This is a genomic window from Leisingera sp. ANG49, assembly GCF_059694505.1.
In genome coordinates, this window is sequence record NZ_JCATZN010000007.1 from 59,099 (window position 1) to 75,676 (window position 16,578).

At 66.6% G+C, this 16,578-nt stretch carries 17 protein-coding genes; 5 read left to right on the plus strand and 12 right to left on the minus strand.

What is annotated here, in order from left to right:
- Positions 1–9 precede the first annotated feature (9 nt).
- Positions 10–1,086, plus strand: coding sequence for a cell division protein ZapE (gene zapE, locus AC58NV_RS19530; protein ID WP_497228619.1), 1,077 nt, complete (start codon positions 10–12; stop codon positions 1,084–1,086).
- Entirely contained in the window at positions 1,083–1,988 is a 906-nt protein-coding gene (locus AC58NV_RS19535) for a bestrophin family protein (protein ID WP_497228620.1), read from the plus strand. The genes zapE and AC58NV_RS19535 overlap by 4 nt, the downstream gene beginning before the upstream one ends.
- A gap of 167 nt (positions 1,989–2,155) precedes the next feature.
- Here AC58NV_RS19535 and AC58NV_RS19540 read toward each other — a convergent pair whose 3' ends face one another.
- The 3 genes from AC58NV_RS19540 to AC58NV_RS19550 all read right to left on the minus strand — a co-directional run bounded on the left by AC58NV_RS19540 (position 2,156) and on the right by AC58NV_RS19550 (position 5,471).
- Positions 2,156–3,424 (minus strand): bifunctional folylpolyglutamate synthase/dihydrofolate synthase, encoded by a 1,269-nt coding sequence (locus AC58NV_RS19540; protein WP_497228621.1) that lies wholly within the window; start codon positions 3,422–3,424, stop codon positions 2,156–2,158.
- A gap of 142 nt (positions 3,425–3,566) precedes the next feature.
- Positions 3,567–4,517 (minus strand): acetyl-CoA carboxylase, carboxyltransferase subunit beta, encoded by a 951-nt coding sequence (gene accD, locus AC58NV_RS19545; protein ID WP_497228622.1) that lies wholly within the window; start codon positions 4,515–4,517, stop codon positions 3,567–3,569.
- A gap of 63 nt (positions 4,518–4,580) precedes the next feature.
- On the minus strand, positions 4,581–5,471 hold the full coding sequence (locus AC58NV_RS19550) for a CPBP family intramembrane glutamic endopeptidase (RefSeq protein WP_497228623.1): 891 nt from the start codon (positions 5,469–5,471) through the stop codon (positions 4,581–4,583).
- Between the two features lie 218 nt (positions 5,472–5,689).
- Between AC58NV_RS19550 and AC58NV_RS19555 the strand changes: the two genes are divergently transcribed.
- The 3 genes from AC58NV_RS19555 (at position 5,690) to AC58NV_RS19565 (ending at position 7,727) form a co-directional block, all read left to right on the plus strand.
- On the plus strand, positions 5,690–6,457 hold the full coding sequence (locus AC58NV_RS19555; RefSeq protein ID WP_497228624.1) for a hypothetical protein: 768 nt from the start codon (positions 5,690–5,692) through the stop codon (positions 6,455–6,457).
- Between the two features lie 103 nt (positions 6,458–6,560).
- Positions 6,561–7,322: a DUF6478 family protein gene (locus AC58NV_RS19560; protein WP_497228625.1), complete on the plus strand. Its 762-nt coding sequence runs from the start codon at positions 6,561–6,563 to the stop codon at positions 7,320–7,322.
- 27 nt (positions 7,323–7,349) lie between these two features.
- Positions 7,350–7,727: a hypothetical protein gene (locus tag AC58NV_RS19565; RefSeq protein WP_497228626.1), complete on the plus strand. Its 378-nt coding sequence runs from the start codon at positions 7,350–7,352 to the stop codon at positions 7,725–7,727.
- 8 nt (positions 7,728–7,735) lie between these two features.
- Here the strand turns inward: AC58NV_RS19565 and AC58NV_RS19570 are convergent, their stop codons facing one another.
- The 9 genes from AC58NV_RS19570 to AC58NV_RS19610 all read right to left on the minus strand — a co-directional run bounded on the left by AC58NV_RS19570 (position 7,736) and on the right by AC58NV_RS19610 (position 16,482).
- Positions 7,736–8,479: an isocitrate lyase/PEP mutase family protein gene (locus tag AC58NV_RS19570; protein WP_497228627.1), complete on the minus strand. Its 744-nt coding sequence runs from the start codon at positions 8,477–8,479 to the stop codon at positions 7,736–7,738.
- Positions 8,476–9,540 carry a bifunctional transcriptional activator/DNA repair enzyme AdaA gene (locus tag AC58NV_RS19575; protein WP_497228628.1) on the minus strand — a complete coding sequence of 355 codons (1,065 nt, stop codon included), beginning with the start codon at positions 9,538–9,540 and terminating at the stop codon, positions 8,476–8,478. Before AC58NV_RS19575 ends, AC58NV_RS19570 begins: the two co-directional genes overlap by 4 nt.
- Before the next feature lie 82 nt (positions 9,541–9,622).
- Positions 9,623–10,264: a LysE family translocator gene (locus AC58NV_RS19580; protein WP_497228629.1), complete on the minus strand. Its 642-nt coding sequence runs from the start codon at positions 10,262–10,264 to the stop codon at positions 9,623–9,625.
- A 220-nt stretch (positions 10,265–10,484) separates the two neighbouring features.
- On the minus strand, positions 10,485–11,183 hold the full coding sequence (locus tag AC58NV_RS19585; RefSeq protein WP_497228630.1) for a hypothetical protein: 699 nt from the start codon (positions 11,181–11,183) through the stop codon (positions 10,485–10,487).
- Positions 11,184–11,687: 504 nt separating this feature from the next.
- Positions 11,688–13,019: a S41 family peptidase gene (locus AC58NV_RS19590; RefSeq protein ID WP_497228631.1), complete on the minus strand. Its 1,332-nt coding sequence runs from the start codon at positions 13,017–13,019 to the stop codon at positions 11,688–11,690.
- Positions 13,020–13,026: 7 nt separating this feature from the next.
- On the minus strand, positions 13,027–14,160 hold the full coding sequence (locus AC58NV_RS19595; RefSeq protein ID WP_497228632.1) for a murein hydrolase activator EnvC family protein: 1,134 nt from the start codon (positions 14,158–14,160) through the stop codon (positions 13,027–13,029).
- The gene (gene gpmI, locus AC58NV_RS19600; RefSeq protein ID WP_497228633.1) at positions 14,157–15,674 is read right to left on the minus strand and encodes a 2,3-bisphosphoglycerate-independent phosphoglycerate mutase; all 1,518 of its coding nucleotides are present in this window, start codon (positions 15,672–15,674) and stop codon (positions 14,157–14,159) included. The genes AC58NV_RS19595 and gpmI overlap by 4 nt, the downstream gene beginning before the upstream one ends.
- Positions 15,675–15,811: 137 nt before the next feature.
- The gene (locus AC58NV_RS19605; protein ID WP_497228634.1) at positions 15,812–16,237 is read right to left on the minus strand and encodes a hypothetical protein; all 426 of its coding nucleotides are present in this window, start codon (positions 16,235–16,237) and stop codon (positions 15,812–15,814) included.
- Complete coding sequence (locus tag AC58NV_RS19610; RefSeq protein ID WP_222476426.1) at positions 16,234–16,482, minus strand: hypothetical protein; 249 nt, start codon at positions 16,480–16,482, stop codon at positions 16,234–16,236. The genes AC58NV_RS19605 and AC58NV_RS19610 overlap by 4 nt, the downstream gene beginning before the upstream one ends.
- Positions 16,483–16,578: the final 96 nt, after the last annotated feature.

Below are 16,578 nucleotides of genomic sequence, written 5' to 3' on the forward strand. Positions count from 1 at the left end.
CCCTGTCCCATGACCCATTTGAGTGCGCTTTACCGGCAGAAGATCGACGCGGGCGAATTGAAGCCCGATCCGGCCCAGGTAGCCGTGCTTCCGCATTTCGACCGCATCGCCCAAGGTTTGATGGCACCGCCGGTGAAACGCGGCTTTTTCCGCAAGGCGGAATATGAACCGGTCCAGGGGCTCTACCTCTGGGGCGGGGTCGGGCGCGGCAAGTCGATGCTGATGGACCTGTTCGTCGACAGCCTCGACGGCATCCCCTCGCGGCGGGTGCATTTCCATGCCTTCATGCAGGAAATCCACGCCAAAATGCATGAGGCCCGCCAGAACGGTGTCGAAGATGCGCTGGCCCCGGTGGCGACCGAGGTGGCGGAGTCGGTGCGGCTGCTGGCCTTTGACGAGATGCAGATCACCGACATCACCGACGCGATGATCGTAGGGCGTTTGTTCGAGGCGCTGTTTGCCGCCGGCGTCACCGTGATCACCACCTCCAACCGGGTGCCGGACGACCTCTACAAGAACGGCCTCAACCGGCAGCTGTTCCTGCCCTTCATCGATCTGATCAAGGCCCACATGGCGGTGCATGAAATGGCCAGCGCCACCGATTACCGGCAGGACCGGCTGACCGGCGCGCAGGTCTATTTCGCCCCCATTGATTCCGAGGCCCGCGCCCAGATCCGGGCGATCTGGCAGGATCTGTCGGGCGGCGGCGCGGCGCAGCCGCTGACGCTGGAGGTGAAGGGCCGCGAAGTCACCCTGCCCGCCTTCCGCAACGGGGTGGCGCGCGCCACCTTCTATGACCTTTGCGGCAAGATGCTGGGGCCGGGCGACTACCTCGCCATCGCCGGTGAGGTGAAGGTGCTGATCATGGAGGATATTCCCCGCCTCAGCCGCAACAACTTCAACGAGGCCAGGCGCTTCGTCACCCTGATCGACGCTTTGTATGAGGCCCGGGTGCGGCTGATCTGCTCCGCCGCGGCCCAGCCCGAAATGCTCTATGTCGAGGGCGAAGGCACCTTTGAGTTCGAACGCACCGCCTCCCGCCTGCGCGAGATGCAGGACAAGGACTGGGGAAGCGAAGCCCAATGATCGTCCGCGATACGCCCCGGCGGCGGGAGATCTTCCTGATCCTGAGCGGATCGGTGGTGCCGCGCATCCTGCCCAACATCATCGGCGCCGCGCTCTGGGCGCTCTTGGTGCTTGTGCTGGACCGCTATATCATTGCAATGCCCCAGATTTCCATCGCCGCGATGGGGGTGTTCGGCCTGTCGCTGTCGCTGTTCCTCAGCTTCCGCAACAACGCCGCCTATGACCGCTGGTGGGAGGCGCGGCGGATCTGGGGCCGCATGGTCTCCGACGTGCGCAGCCTGGCGCAGGAGCTCAGGATCTTTGCGGGCAAGGGCCCGGACGAGGAGTTCATCCTGACCCGCATTCTCGCCTTTCACCACCTGCACCGTGCCCAGCTGCGCGGCGATGAGGTGGCGGAGACGGTGCGCCACTGGGTCGGGCCCGAGGCGGCAGAAACATTGATGCAGACGGAAAACAGCCCCAACGCCGCCCTGCGCGACATCGCCGCCCGCCTGCGCGAGATGGCCGAGGACGGCCGCATCGACGGTTTCGGCCAGCGCGCCCTGGCCGAGCGGCTGGCCGCCTTCCCCACCGCCCAGGCCGGGAACGAGCGGCTGCTGACCACGCCGCTGCCCTTCGTCTACTCATTGCTGGTCTGGCGCACCACGTATCTTTACTGCCTGCTGCTGCCCTTTGCCCTCCTGGACAGCGCCGGCTGGTTCGAGCCGCTGGTCGCTGCGGTGGTGGCCTATGTGTTCTTCGGCCTGGCTGAGGTGACGCATGAGCTGGAGCACCCGTTCCGCAAACAGGCCAACGCGGTGCCGCTCAGCGCCATGTGCCGGGTGATGGAAATCTCGGTCTGCAACGCGCTGGGGCGCGAGGTGCCGCCCAAGCTGGAGCCGGTGAACTACGTTCTGGATTAGGGGCTGAACAAGTCAGGGGGCGCTGCCCCCTCGGCCTCACGGCCTCACCCCCGGAGTATTTCCGGAAAGATGAAAAGCGGCCGCGCCGCGTCAGCGGCGCCAGGCCCAACGGGATGAGACCGGCAGGTCGAAGCCGGGCGGGAGAACCTCCCCCGCCGCTGCCAATCTCAGCCGTTTTCGCGCAGGATATGGCCCGCCAGATAAAGCGAACCGCAGATCAGCACCCGCGCCTGCGGGTCCTTGGCGGTGATCGCCTGCAGCGCCGCCAGGGTGCTGACCGCCGTGCCTGCCTCGATGCCCACCGACTTGGCCGCGGTTTCGGTGTCTTCAGCGCTCAGCGTGTTGATCTCATCCGGGATCGAAATCGCGGTCAGGCTTGAAACATGCGGCGCCAGCGGCGCCATGTAACCGCTCACGTCCTTGGTGTTCAGCATGCCGCAGATCAGATGGGTGGGGCGTTCCGGCAGCTTGGCCAGCACATCCGCCAGCGCCACCCCGGCCGCGGCGTTGTGGCCGCCGTCCAGCCACAGCTCTGCCTCCGGCGCCGCCTCGATCAGCGGGCCGGTTTTCAGCTTCTGCATCCGGGCGGGCCATTCGGCGTTCAGCATGGCGGCCTCGCAGGCGGCTTCATCAGCGCCCAGATGGCGCAGCGCCGCCAGCGCCGCACCGGCGTTCTGGATCTGATGCGCGCCCAGCAGTGCCGGCAGCGGCAGATCCAGCAGGCCGATTTCGTCCTGGAACACCAGCCGGCCGCGCTCCTCGTAGACGTGCCAGTGCTGCCCGTAGGCGATCAGCGGCGCGCCAAGGCGGGCGGCGGTGGCCTCAATGACCTCCATCGCCTCGTCCGGCTGCGGGCCGGCCACAACCGGCACGCCGCGCTTGATGATGCCGGCCTTTTCCGCGGCGATCTTGGCCAGCGTGTTGCCCAGGAACTGCTCATGATCGATCGAGATCGGGGTGATCACCGAAACCTCGGGGGTGATCACGTTGGTGGCGTCCAGACGCCCGCCCAGGCCGACCTCCAGCAGGGTGTAATCCGCGGGTGTGCGCGAAAACGCCAGGAGACCCGCCACCGTGGTGATCTCGAAATAGGTGATGTTCTCGCCGCCGTTCTTGGCGTAGCACTCGTCCAGCACTTCGGTCAGATGCGGCTCGGAGATCAGCGCGCCCGCCAGCCGGATCCGCTCGTGAAAGCGCGCCAGATGCGGCGAGGTGTAGGCGTGAACGCTCTTGCCCATGCCCTCAAGCCCCGCCCGGATCATCGCTTGGGTCGAGCCCTTGCCGTTTGTGCCCGCCAGATGGATCACCGGCGGCAGCTTGTCCTGCGGGTTGTCCAGCGCCGCCAGCAGCCGCCAGACCCGGTCCAGCGTCAGGTCGATGATCTTGGGGTGCAGCGCCATCATGCGGGCGAGGATCGCGTCGGAGGTCTGAGTCATCAGCCTGGTCCTGTTCAGCCGGATTGCCTCAAACGCAAAGGGCAGCGCCCGTCCCGGCGGGGTGGAAGCGAAGCGCCCGCCCCGGTTGGGGCGGGACGGGCGCTGCCCGGCCTTACGGCCAGGCGGGTCAATTTAAACCGGTTTACTCGGCAGCTTCTTCGCTGGGAGCGCCATCGGCCGGCGCATTTGCGGCTTTGGCGGCGTCTTCCTTCTCCGGCACCGGCAGATCGCCCACCACCTGCGGCGGCAGGCCCATTAGCATGCGGATGATGGTGATCAGCTCTTCGCGCATCTCGGTGCGCGGGGTCACCCGGTCCAGCATGCCGTGATCCAGCAGGTATTCGGCGCGCTGGAAGCCGTCGGGCAGCTTCTCGCGGATGGTCTGTTCGATCACCCGCGGCCCGGCAAAGCAAATCAGCGCGTTGGGCTCGGCGATATGCACATCGCCCAGCATCGCATAGGAGGCGGTCACACCGCCGGTGGTCGGATGGGTCAGCACCACGATATAGGGCAGGCCCGCCTCTTTCAGCATCTCCACCGCAACAGTGGTGCGCGGCATCTGCATCAGCGACAGGATGCCTTCCTGCATCCGGGCGCCGCCGGCCGCAGAGAACAGCACCAGCGGGCGCTTCAGCTTCACCGCTTCCTCGGCAGCCGCAATGATGGCATTGCCCACATACATGCCCATCGAGCCGCCCATGTAGGAAAAGTCCTGCGCAGCAGCGATGATCGGGGTGCGGCCAATTTCGCCGGCCGCCACCAGCATCGCGTCTTTCTCGCCGGTCTTCTTCTGCGCCGCCTTGATCCGCTCGGGGTATTTCTTCTGATCCTTGAACTTCAAGGGGTCGGCCAGCGGTTCCGGCACCGCCACCTCGGTGAAGACACCGCCGTCAAACAGCGCGGTGAAACGGTCGCGCGGGGTGATATGCATGTGATGGCCGCAGCTGGTGCAGACGTTCTGATTGTCGCTCAGCTCGCGGTGAAACAGCATGGTGCCGCATTCATCGCATTTCTGCCAAAGGTTCTCGGGCACTTCGCGGCGCGAAAAGATCGAGTTGATCTTGGGCCGGACGTAGTTGGTGATCCAGTTCATATTGCTTGCCTCTCCGGGGGCGCGGTTTGCCCCCCAGATAAGGCGCATTTGCCGCAATTGCAATCAGCGGCGTATGGCAAGCCGCGCGCAAAGCCAGCTGACCAGCATCAGGACAAAGTCGACGGCCATCCAGGGCCGCAGCGCCTGCACGTCCGCCAGGTCGAAGGGGATCAGGTACAGCGCCAGCCCGTTCAGGCTGGTGGGGGAGCCGAACAGCAGCAAGGCGGTCACGTTGTTGAAGCAATGCACCGCGATGGCCGGCCCCAGGGTGCCGGCCCGGGCGGTCAGGTCCGCCATCAAGACTCCGAACAGCCCGGCCCAGGCGGTGATCACCAGCGCGTTGTCCCCGGCCTCGGCCGGCAGGTAGTGGCCCAGCGCAAACAGCGCCGAGGGCACCAGCAGCCAGACCGCCGGGTGCCGGAACCGCGCCGCCAGCGCCTGCTGGATGTAGCCGCGGAACAGGATTTCCTCCGATCCGGTCTGCACCAGCACCGCGGCGATGGACAGCGGCAGGATGCCCAGCCAGGTCCAAAACGGCAGGTTCTGGGTCATCGGCGGCCCCATGTCATAGGGCGGCAGCGCCATCAGCAGCAGGCTGAGGCCCAGCAGGTACAGACTGACCCGCCCGAACTGATGCGCCAGCGGGCGCAGATGCCCGGTCACGGTGGCAAAACCGCGCTGGTGGAACAGCCGCGCCGCCATCGCCACCCCCAGCGACAGAAAGGCGAAACTGCCCAACAGCACCAGCATCGCACCGGGGGTGCTGCCATCCGCAAGCCCCTGCAGCCAATCGCCCGGGAACAGCCCCGCCAGGATCACCTGCAGCGCCGCTGTCATCGCAAAGCTGACCGATGCCACCAGCACCAGCCCCAGCATCAGGCGCCACAGCGCCGGCTGTTGCCGGGCAAAGCGCACCAGCGCCTCATGCGCCCTGTAGCTGTGCAAGTCGAGCATGTGTCCTCCCCGGGCCGCAGCGGGCGGCAATCCGGCCCACGTTAGGCATTGCTGCAACGCCAAGGCAAGGGATGCGCGCGCCCTGGCGGTTCAGGGTTGCCGCCCTGGCGCCCGCTCCGTAATGATTCCCGCAAAAAACAAGACCGGCAGGAACAGCAGTGATCAGAACAAGCAACGGGAAACCCGTGCCTTTTGCCGCGCCCGGCGGAAAGGCGCCCATGCGGCGCGGCGCAGCAGCGGCGGTTGTGCTGGCGGCACTGGCCCTGGCGGGTTGCAGCCCGGCGCCCCGAAGCATGCCGTTTGCCGCCCGCACCGCCAGCCAGGCGCCGCAGGCCGGCGTTCAGGTGATGTCCTTCGGCGGCGGCGATGTGCTGCTGGCCGCACCCGGGGCCTATTGCTTTGACCGCCGCAGCAGCCAGCCGGACAAGGACGGCGGCTTTGCCCTTTTGGCCCATTGCAGCCGCATGGGCCGCCAGAACTGGTTCGGCGCCCGCAAATCGGCCGTGCTCACCGCCTCCATCGGCCCCGCCAAAGCAGCCGCTGCCGCGCCGCAGGCCGCCGACATCGCCGCCATGTTCCCGGACGCCAGGGTGCTGGAAACCAGCGAGGACCAGCTCTTGCCGCTGGTCAAGCTGGAGTTCCCCGGCGCCGTTGCCGACAGCGCCAGCCCGGTGCACTGGCGCGGTGCCTTTGTGCTCGACCGCCACCTCGTCGCGCTGGCGCTTTACGCGCCTGAGGGCAGCCGGGCGCTTGGCAGCCACGGCGCGGCGCTCCTGAACGAGATGACCCACCGCACGCTGGAGGCCTCCACCCTGCCTGCGCTGGACGCCGCCGAAAGTGCCGCGCCAGCCCTCTCCGCAGCCGCAGCAGAGGGTCTGCGTCCGCAGCCCCGCCCGGCGCAGTTGCAGGCTCAGGCTGAGAGCGCGCAACAGGAGCCGCGCAAAAAACGCGGGCTCCGCCAGCGGATTGCCGGTTTATTTCAATAGCCGCCCCCGGTTACACTGCCGCCAGCCCCGCGGCGGCCCGCACAGGGGCCGGCCGGAGGCCGGACAGGCACGCAAGACCTTAAACCAGGCAAGAGAGAGCACGATGGGCAGGATCATGGACCGGTTGCTTCACCTGCGCAGCCTGCGCCGCTGGCGCGCCGCGGCAGAGGAATCCTCGCGCGCGCCGCTCTCCGAACTGCGCCGCCAGCGCAACCAGGCCCGCCAGCTGCGCACCCATCTGGACCGGCTGATCCACACCGCCGACGGCCGCCTGGCGCTGCCGCAGATCGGCTCCTCCTTCTTTCCGCGCCCGCATGGCACCGACTGGTCCTGGCGCCCGGAAATGTGGCGCGGCCCGCTGCCGGAGCGCGGGCTGTCCTCGGTTCCCACCAAGGCCCGGCTGGGCAATGAGGTGCAGCTGTTCCACGACTGCGCCTTTTCCGAACTGACCCTGCGCCAGCTCAGGAACACCCGGGAAGAGGACCTTGCCCCCTTCGGCCTGCGCATGGACGTGTTCAAGTTCGACGGTTCCTTCCTGTCGCTGGTGATCGACCTGCCGCGCGAGGCCGCCGAGGGCATCACCCGCCAGCACCTCCTGCGCATCGACAGCATCATCGAATCCGAAAAACCGATCGAGATCTTTGCCCGCCTCAACATCCAGCACGGCCCCAACACCGAACAGCTGGTGCGCGAGCTGCCGCAGGAGGAAAAGAACATCGTGGTGGAGTTCGACCTGGCCTATTCCAAGCTGAACGAAAAGCGGATCGAGAAGATCTGGCTCGACCTGATCTTCGAGGCGCCGGACCTGAACCAGGTGGTCCTGCGCGACCTGACCTTCTCGCGCCACCGCCGCGCGGCGATCTGAGGAGCCCAGCCCCATGAGTAACCTGACATGAGCGACCTGACACTGACCAAAATCCGCTTCCGCAACGGGGTCTGGGAGGGCAAGATCAGCAATGCCGCCGCCAGCGGCGCGCGGCCGGATGTCACGGTGATGTTCCAGGATCAGCCGCTCAAGGACGTGATCCTGACCGAGGGCCAGACAGAGGGCGACTGGCTGGTCGCCGTGCCGGTGCCGCCGGAGGCCGTGGCCGACGGGGTGCAGACCTTCGTGATCTTCGACTCCGCCAGCAGCACCCGGCTGGGCGATTTCACCATGATCGCAGGCGAAGCGGTGGCGGACGATTTGCGCGCCGAGGTCGAACTGCTGCGCGCCGAGCTCGACATGCTCAAACGCGCCTTCCGCCGCCACTGCCTGGAAACCATGTAAGCGGCGGCTTACTCCAGCGCCTGGAAATGCTCCGCCAGCACCTGCATCAGCTTTGCGTGCGGGATCGGGCCATAGCTGCAGCGCGCCACGCCTGCCTGCCGCGCGGTCTCCAGCGTGATGCCGCGCATCATCGTGTTGACCGGCAGCGAACAGCCCTCGCAGACCCGCGCAATCAGGTCAGGGTCCGTCAGGCCCGGCACAAAGAACCCGTTGCCGCCGGCCTCCGCATAGGCCGCCGCGCGCTCCAGCGCCTCCGGCAGCAGCGCGGCGTGTTTAGCGGCGTCTTTTTCTTTCAGAAACAGATCAGTGCGCGCGTTCACGAACAGATCCGCATGGGCCGCCCGCACCGCAGCCACCCGCCGGGCCTGCTCTTCGATGCTGTAGAACGCCGCGGTGCCGACCACCTGATCCTCAAAATTGAGGCCCACCGCGCCGGTCTCTGCCAGCCGCTTCACATTGGCGGTCAGCTGCTCCGTCTCGCGGGCATAGCCGCCCTCGAAATCAATGGTCACCGGCAGCTCCGTGGCGGCCACGATACGCGCCGCATTGCCCAGCACGAAGTCCAGCGGCACCTGCTCGCCATCCGGGAACCCCTGCGCCGCTGCCACCGGGAAACTGCCGGTCGCCAAGGCCGATGCCCCTGCCCCGGCAATCGCCCTGGCACTGCCCGCGTCCCAGATGTTGTAGAGAACAACCGGGTTGCCCGGCTGGTGCAGCGCCGCAAAAGCCTTGGCGCGGTCGGAATATGTCATGCTGAAATCCTCTGTCTGTAGCCTGTTTCAATCTCGATGAGCCGCTGCTTGCGCCAGAGGCCGCCGCCGTAGCCGGTCAGCGATCCGTCCGCCGCCAGCACCCGGTGGCAGGGCACCACCAGCGCCAGCTGGTTGGCGCCATTGGCGCGCGCCACCGCGCGGGTGGCCGAGGCCCGGCCCAGCTCCCGCGCGATCTGCGAATAGCTGCGGGTCTCGCCCGCCGGAATGGTCAGCAGATAACGCCAGACTTCGCGCTCGAACCCGGTGCCATGCAGCGCCAGCGGGGTCCGGAAATCCGCGCCTTCGCCTGCAAAGAACCGGCGCAGCTCCTCTGCAATCTGTTCTGTCGGTGCCGGGCGGCCAAAGCCCAGGCCGCCCGGCTGCGCCTTTTGCAGCTTGGCCACCTCCCGCGGCAGCGCCTTGCGGTCGGCAAACTCCAGCAGATGCAACTGGTGCTGGCAGCTGATCGCGATCATCGCGCCCAGCGGCGTATCGATCCAATCGGCCAGCAACAGAGCATCCTTGCGGAACGCGCCGGGCGCAATCCCCACCAGTTTGGCGAATGCCGCGCGGAAGGCGCTGGCGCTTTCGAAACCGGCATCGATCTGCGCCGCGATCACCGGCTCGCCGGCTTTGAGCGCGGTGAAGCCCTCGCGCAGCCGGCGCTGCCGCGCCATCTCCAGGAAGGTCATGCCGAAATGCCGCTTGAAGGCGCGCCGCACGGTCGACGCATCCAGCCCCAGCCGCACCAGGTCGCCCTCGCCCCAGCGGTAGGCAGGCCGCGCCTCCAGCCGCGCCAGCAGGCCCTGCACCATCGGGTCATCCCCCGCGGCGGCGGCCAGCGGCTTGCAGCGCTTGCAGGCGCGGAACCCCGCCTCGATGCACTCGCCCGGCGTGGCATGGAACCGGCAGTTCTCGAACTTGGGTTTGCGCGCCGGGCAGGTCAGGCGGCAGAAGATGCCGGTGGAGGTCACGCCGACATAGGCGCGCCCCTCGTATGCGGCATCACGGTCTAGCAGCGCCTGGTAGAGCGTGCGGGAATCAGGCAGGTCAAACATCATGGGCGGAGCATAGACCAGCCTGCCCGTTCAGTACGCCGGATATCGGGCGTTGATTTTCAAATCCCGTTGATCTGCCCGGACGTCACGCCCGGCGAACGACCGCCGTTGCCGCCTGGCCAAGGATGAAGACCCCGGCACCGCCGATGATGGCGCCGGCCAGCCGGTTCAGCCTTTGCAGGGCGTCCGCCCGCGTCATCATTGTCCGCGCGCCCGAGGCCAGCAGCGCATAGGGCAGCAGTGTCACGAACAGCACCGCAACGGTCAGCACGCTCAGCGCGGCCCATTGCGACAGCCCCACCGCCTCCAGATCAATGACGGTGGGCAGCAGCGCGAGGTAAAAGATGATCGTCTTGGGGTTGCCCAGCGTCAGCGCAAAGCCCGACAGGAACGTCTTCAGCCCGCGGCGGCTGCCGGCCTTGCGCACATGGGTGAGCCCGGCCTCGTTGCGCCAGAACTTGCTGGCGAGATAGATCAGATACAGGCCGCCCAGCACCTTGATCGCCAGCAGCGCGCCGGAGAACAGCTGCGCGATCGCGGCCAGGCCTGCAATCGCGATGGTCAGGTAGACCACATCGCCCAGCGCAATGCCCGCCAGAAAGAACAGCGACACCTGCAGGCCATTGCCAAGGGATTGCCCGACCAGACCCGCCACCCCCGGACCGGGAATGACAGCCGCGATTGACAGGGCGACTGAATAGGCGATGAGCGGGGCCAATAGGTCCATTGGTTCAATCCTGAATGCAGTTTCCGCGCGACCCTACCAAGGCTTTTGCAGCTTGCAAGCCGGATATCGCGTCCCGGCGGAAGAGACCGGTGGAGGCCATGCCTCCGCAGGCGGCTTCACGGATCAGCAGCATCTGGCGAAACCAGGCGGGCCGGAGACCGGGCGTTCTTTCACGAAGGCCCAACAGACGCAGGGCTGGCGAACACCCTTAAGCCCGGTGTCAGTTGACGTACTCGACACCGCTGCAGGACTGCGGTCCCTGGTTGCCCGTTTTGCGGTCCGCGATCCCTGCCAGCAGGTCCGCCTCGTTGGCGAATTTCAGGTCAAACGCCACCAGGGGCGCACCGTTGTCATCAACCGGCATGGCGACAGACAGGTTGCGCACAACAGTCTCCATCGCATGTTTCACCACCTCTTCCCGGTACAGGATCATGTCCCGGCTGCAGGTGTCGGCAGCGCCCCTGCGCGCATTGGCTGCGCCGCCCAGGACCGTTTCCTCGTCAAAATTGACGATCCGGCTGGCGACTTCGTTCTTCTCGCTGCCTTTGACAACGTATTCATGCAGCACCTTCAGTTCCGGAATGGTCCCGCTGACGATATTGCCGCCCTGTTTCAGCTTGTCCCCGATGCCGCTGACTGTTTTCCAGTCGAACCCGGTGAAATCCACACCGATGACCACCTTCTGCTGCCATTGAGAGACATAGACCGCGTTGTTTTCCTTGCCCAGCAGCTTGCGCTCCTTGACCAGGACCAAGGCATTGGCGGAATAGGCCTCAGTTGTTTCCAGCGCATTGATCAGCCGCGGCTCGGAAATGACCGGCGTCGTCTCGACAACGACCGGCTGCTGGCTTTGCAGGTAATAATACACCCCCGCGGCGCCGGCAAAGGCGCACACGATCATCAGCAGAATTCTGTCCATGATTTTCTCCGTCCCTTCGGGCAGGAATGGCCGGCAGCCTGTTCCCGCGAAATGCCTTGTTCTTAATCCGGCCGCAGGTTGGGTCGGCGCAGGGTCCGCAGTCAACAGGTTTGCGGCGGGCGCAGGGATCACGGGCCGCAGGGTGTTGCGCACCCACCGTACGGTGCCTTCACCTGATCCTCATCCGTTTATGCCAGACTGTCCCCGGATCGATCCCCCGCCATGGCTCAGCGCACGGGCCATGATACAAGGCGCAGGCATCTGTGGAGCTGCCTGCGTATCCCCCGGAGACCGGCCCTGATAAAAAGGGGGTCGTCCAAGCGAGCTTGTCCGAGCAGGCCCCCGGCGGGGTCTGTCCACCTCCACCCGGCGGCGCCGCCCCTTAACCGGGACACCGCGCTTAAACGGCACAGCAACCACCACCCGCCAGACCCGGCGGCACAGCAAAAATGAAAAAGGCCGCCCAACCGGACGGCCCCTTCCTGATGCGTGTTTGCGCGGGCCTTACTTCGGCCCCAGCGCCACCATCCCCTTCAGGATGTCGATGGCATAGGCCAGCTGGTAATCCTGCTCGCGCAGTTCCGCGGCTTTCTCGGCCTTCTCGCGCTCTTCCTCGATCTGGCGGATTTCATCCTCGGACAGGGAGTCGTTGTTCAGGCTGCCGCGCAGGTCGGCTTCCGAACGCGACCGGCGGGACGGGCTGTCCTCGTCCTCAGCCGCCGCGGTCCGGCGCGGCTGCGCCACCACGATATCCGGCGAAACGCCCAGCGCCTGGATCGAGCGGCCCGACGGCGTGTAATAGCGCGCGGTGGTCAGGCGCATGGCGCCCTCGCCCTTCAGCGGCATCACGGTCTGGACCGAGCCCTTGCCGAAGGATTTGGTGCCGACCACGATGGCGCGGCGGTGGTCCTGCAGCGCGCCCGCGACGATTTCCGAGGCTGAGGCCGAACCGCCGTTGATCAGCACCACGATCGGCTTGCCCTCGGCCAGGTCGCCCGGGGTCGCGTTGAAGCGCTCGCCGTCTTCCGGATCGCGGCCGCGGGTGGACACGATCTCACCCGACTCCAGGAAGCTGTCGGCCACCTTGATCGCCTGGGTCAGCAGGCCGCCCGGGTTGTTGCGCAGGTCCAGCACGATGCCGTTCACCTTGTCCATGCCGCCGGCTTCTTCGATCTGCTTCTTCAGGCCGGATTCCAGGTTCGGCGTGGTCTGGTCGTTGAAGGTGGTGATCCGCATCACCACGGTGTCGCCCTCGGTACGGCCGCGCACCGCGGTCAGCTTGATGGTGTCGCGGATGATCGACACGTCGAACGGCTCCGGCTCGCCCTCGCGCACCACGGTGATCACGATCTCGGAGCCGACCGGTCCGCGCATCAGCTCCACCGCCTCGTCCAGCGACAGGCCCAGCACGCTTTCGCCGTCCACATGGGTGATGAAATCGCCGGCTTCCACTCCGGCCTCATCCGCCGGGGTGCCGTCGATCGGGGAGACGACTTTGACAAAGCCCTCTTCCTGGGTGACCTCGATCCCCAGGCCGCCGAATTCGCCGCGGGTCTGCACCCGCATCTTGTCGGCGTCATCGGGCGACAGGTAGCTGGAATGCGGGTCCAGGGACGCCAGCATGCCGCCGATGGCCGCCTCGATCAGTTCCTTCTCGTCGACTTCCTCGACATATTGCGCACGGATGCGCTCGAAGATGTCGCCGAACAGGTCCAGCTGCTCATAGACGTTTGCCTCGCGCGCGCCTTCCTGCGCCAGCAAGGGGGCCGCCACGTAAGATGTTGCAACGATCCCTGCCAGCGTGCCGCCAATGGCGGCCATCGCAAATTTTTTCATCAAGCCTTCATCCACCTTTTCCAGTGCGGAACCATGTTTCCGGGTCCACCGGGCTGTTGTCCATTCTCACTTCTATATAGAGCGTTTCTGTCCGGTCAGTTCCACCCCCTTCACCGCTTGTTGACAGGATTGCGTCCGGTTTCGGGTTTTCTCCGCTCATCAATCCGACAGGGGTGCCCTCGGGGATCACCTGCCCCGCCTCGCCGAACACCTCGGCCAGGCCCGACAGCACAAACAGCGTGTCCGGCTGCGGTTCCAGAATCACCACGTTACCGAGGTCCAGCAGCGGCCCGCGGTAGCGGATGGTGGCCGCCGCGGGCGATGTCACCAGCGCGCGGGGACGGGCGGCAACCAGCCAGCCGGGCCGCGCAATGCCCGCGGCATCGCGCTCGCCGTAGCCGCGCAGCAGCAGCCCCTCGACCGGCAATGGCAGGCTGCCGCGCAGGGCGCTGATGTCGGCCTCGCTGGCGGTGATCTCGCCGCCGGCGATTTCCGCCAGTCCATCGGCAAACCCCGACAAGGTTTCGGTCGAGGAGATCAGGATCGCGGTGCGCACCGGGTCCTCGGTAAAGCGTTTCGGCAGGGTGGTGCGGTCGGCAATGGCGGTGGACAGCTGCACCCGGGCACTCTGCACGCCCGCCAGCCCCTCCTCCAGCGTCTTGGCGGCGTTCTGCTGCAAGAGGCGCAGGCTCTGCACCTCGTCCAGATCCGCCTTCAGCCCCTGCGCCCGCGCCTGCAGCGCCGGCGTCACCTCTGCCAGCATCATGGCGGAGCGCGCCGCGCCCAATGGCCCGGAGGGATGCACCATCAGCACCGGTGGCGGCGAGGTTTCGATGGTCTGGATGATGCCCAGAAGGCCCGACACCTCCTCCTGCCGCGCTGCCAGCTGGGCGCTCAGCTGCCCTTCGCGCCGCGCCACCCGGCGCAACCCGGCGCGCATCGCGGCAAGACCGGCTTCATAGGCCTGCACGGTGGTGGTCAGCGCCTTCACCCGGTCGCGGGAGCTGTCGGCCTCCTGCAGCTTGACAGAGGCCGTCTCCAGCTGCTCCGCCGCCTGCCGCGCAGCATCCGCCGGGTCCGCCGCCGCCGGCAGCGGCGTAGCCAGCAGCGCCAGCAGCATCAGGCCCGCGCGCCGGATCATGACAGCAGGCTCTCCCCGGTCATCTCGGCCGGTTTCTCCAGCCCCATCAGCTCCAGGATGGTCGGCGCCAGATCTGCCAGGCGCCCGTCGCGCAGTGCCGCACCCTCCGGCCCGCCGACCAGCGCTACCGGCACCAGGTTCAGCGTATGGGCGGTGTGGGCGCCGCCGGACACCGGGTCCACCATCACCTCGCAGTTGCCGTGATCGGCGGTGACGATCATCGCGCCGCCCGCCTTCTCCAGCGCCGCCACCACCCGGGCCAGCCCCTGGTCCACCGCCTCGCAGGCGCGCATCGCCGCCTTCAGGTCACCGGTGTGGCCGACCATGTCCGGGTTGGCGTAATTGGTCACGATCAGGTCATAACCCGCCTCGATCGCCTCGACGAATTTCTCCGTCACCTCCGGCGCGCTCATCTCCGGCTGCAGATCATAGGTCGCCACGTTCGGCGACTTCGGCATATAGCGGTCCTCGCCCTCCTCCGGCTCTTCCTTGCCGCCGTTGAGGAAGAAGGTCACATGCGGGTATTTCTCGGTCTCGGCCAGGCGGAACTGGGTCTTGCCGTGCTTGGCAACCCAGGCCCCCAGGGTGTTGACGATCTCCGCCTTGGGATAGGCGGTGGTCATGTAGTTATTGTGGCTGTCGGAATATTCCACCATGCCGAGGAGCGCCGCCAGTTTCGGGCGGGCGCCGGTGTCGAACTCAGCAAAGCCCGGCTCGCCGATGGCGCGCAGGATCTCCCGCGCCCGGTCGGCGCGGAAATTGAGGCAGAAGAACCCGTCGCCGTCCTTCACGCCCTCATAGCCTTCCAGCACGGTGGCGCCGATGAACTCGTCGGTTTCCGACTGGTTATAGGCATGGTCCACCGCGCCATGGGCGGTCTGCCCGGGGCGGCCCTTGGCATGGATCATCGCGTCATAGGCCTCGCTGACCCGGCCCCAGCGGTTGTCGCGGTCCATCGCGAAATAGCGGCCGGTGACGGTGGCAATCCGCACGCCTTCGGGCAGCCGCTCCTCCAGCCGCCGGAAGTGGCGGAAGGCCGATTTCGGCGCCACGTCGCGGCCGTCGGTGATTGCATGCAGCCAGACCGGCACGCCGGCCTCATGGATCGCCTTCACCGCCGCCAGGATATGGTTGATATGCCCGTGCACGCCGCCGTCCGAGACCAGCCCCATCAGATGCGCCGCGCCGCCGGTTTCCTTCAGCCGCCTGATGAAATCCAGAAGCGCCGCGTTTTCGAAGAACGATCCCTCCTCGATCGCCAGGTCGATCTGGCCCAGGTCCATCGCCACCACCCGGCCCGCTCCGATGTTGGTGTGGCCGACCTCGGAGTTGCCCATCTGCCCGGTCGGCAGCCCTACATCGGGCCCGTGGGTGATGAGCTTTGCCGCGGGTCCCTTGGCCATGATCGCATCGAAGGTTGGGGTCTGCGCCAGATAGGGCGCGTTGGCCTTGCCAGGCTCGCCGCTGCCCCAGCCGTCAAGAATGCACAGGACAACGGGTTTGGGTGCGGGCATGGATCATCTCCGGGGCAAGGAAAGCTTCGCAAGCCTTCTAACGCCTTGCCGCGCCGGGGTGAACCGGCTTTCCTGCCACAGTTGGCGTTATCACGGCGCGGCACCCCGGCAACGCCGCTTCATCTTTCCCGAAATACTCAATTCCGGGCCGGCGCGGCATCCTTGCTGCCGGCGTTCTGCGGCACCAGCACCGGCACCCGCCGCGCCAGATCGCTGGCCAGCGTGTCCGCCGGAAAGTAGCGGCCCAGGACTCCGGGCCGCAGCAGGTCGGCATTGCCGTCCAGAAAGGCATCCGTGTCCTGGTAATCGCCCTGCACCATCCGCTCCGCCGTCAGGCTCAGGAAGGCCAGCGTCACCGTGGCGTTGAATTTCTCCGGCACCCCCGCGGCCTCTGTCAGCCGGCGCAAGCCGCGGGCATAGATAGCCATGCCCTCGAACACTTCGTGGCGGGAAAGGATTTCATAGGCCACCCCCAGATGCGCGCGGTGGCTGAAGCCCTGCGGCTGCAGGGTGCCCGCGGCCAGTTCCGCTGCCATCACGGCATAATCGGTGCGTTCGCTCATTGCGGATCCTCCGTCAGGCTGTGGCTGTCGGCGGCAGTCAGGTCCAGCCCGTAGACGGCCCGCAGCGCCTCGATCTTGCCAAGGGTCTCGTCAGAGAACGGCGCTTTGCCCTCAAAGGCGTGCAGCGCCATGCCCTCAACCAGCTCCGCCACCGAGATATCCAGGTATTCCGCCAGCGCCTTCATGGTTTTCAGCAGCCGCGCCTCCAGGCGCAGGCCGGTTTGAACACGGGTTACAGATGTCATCGCACCCTCCTTTCAGAGGGTGATATAGAGTGATTCAACTTTGGTATCAAGGTACCAAGATAACATTCACCGGCCTGCGCTTCTTCTTTGCCCAAA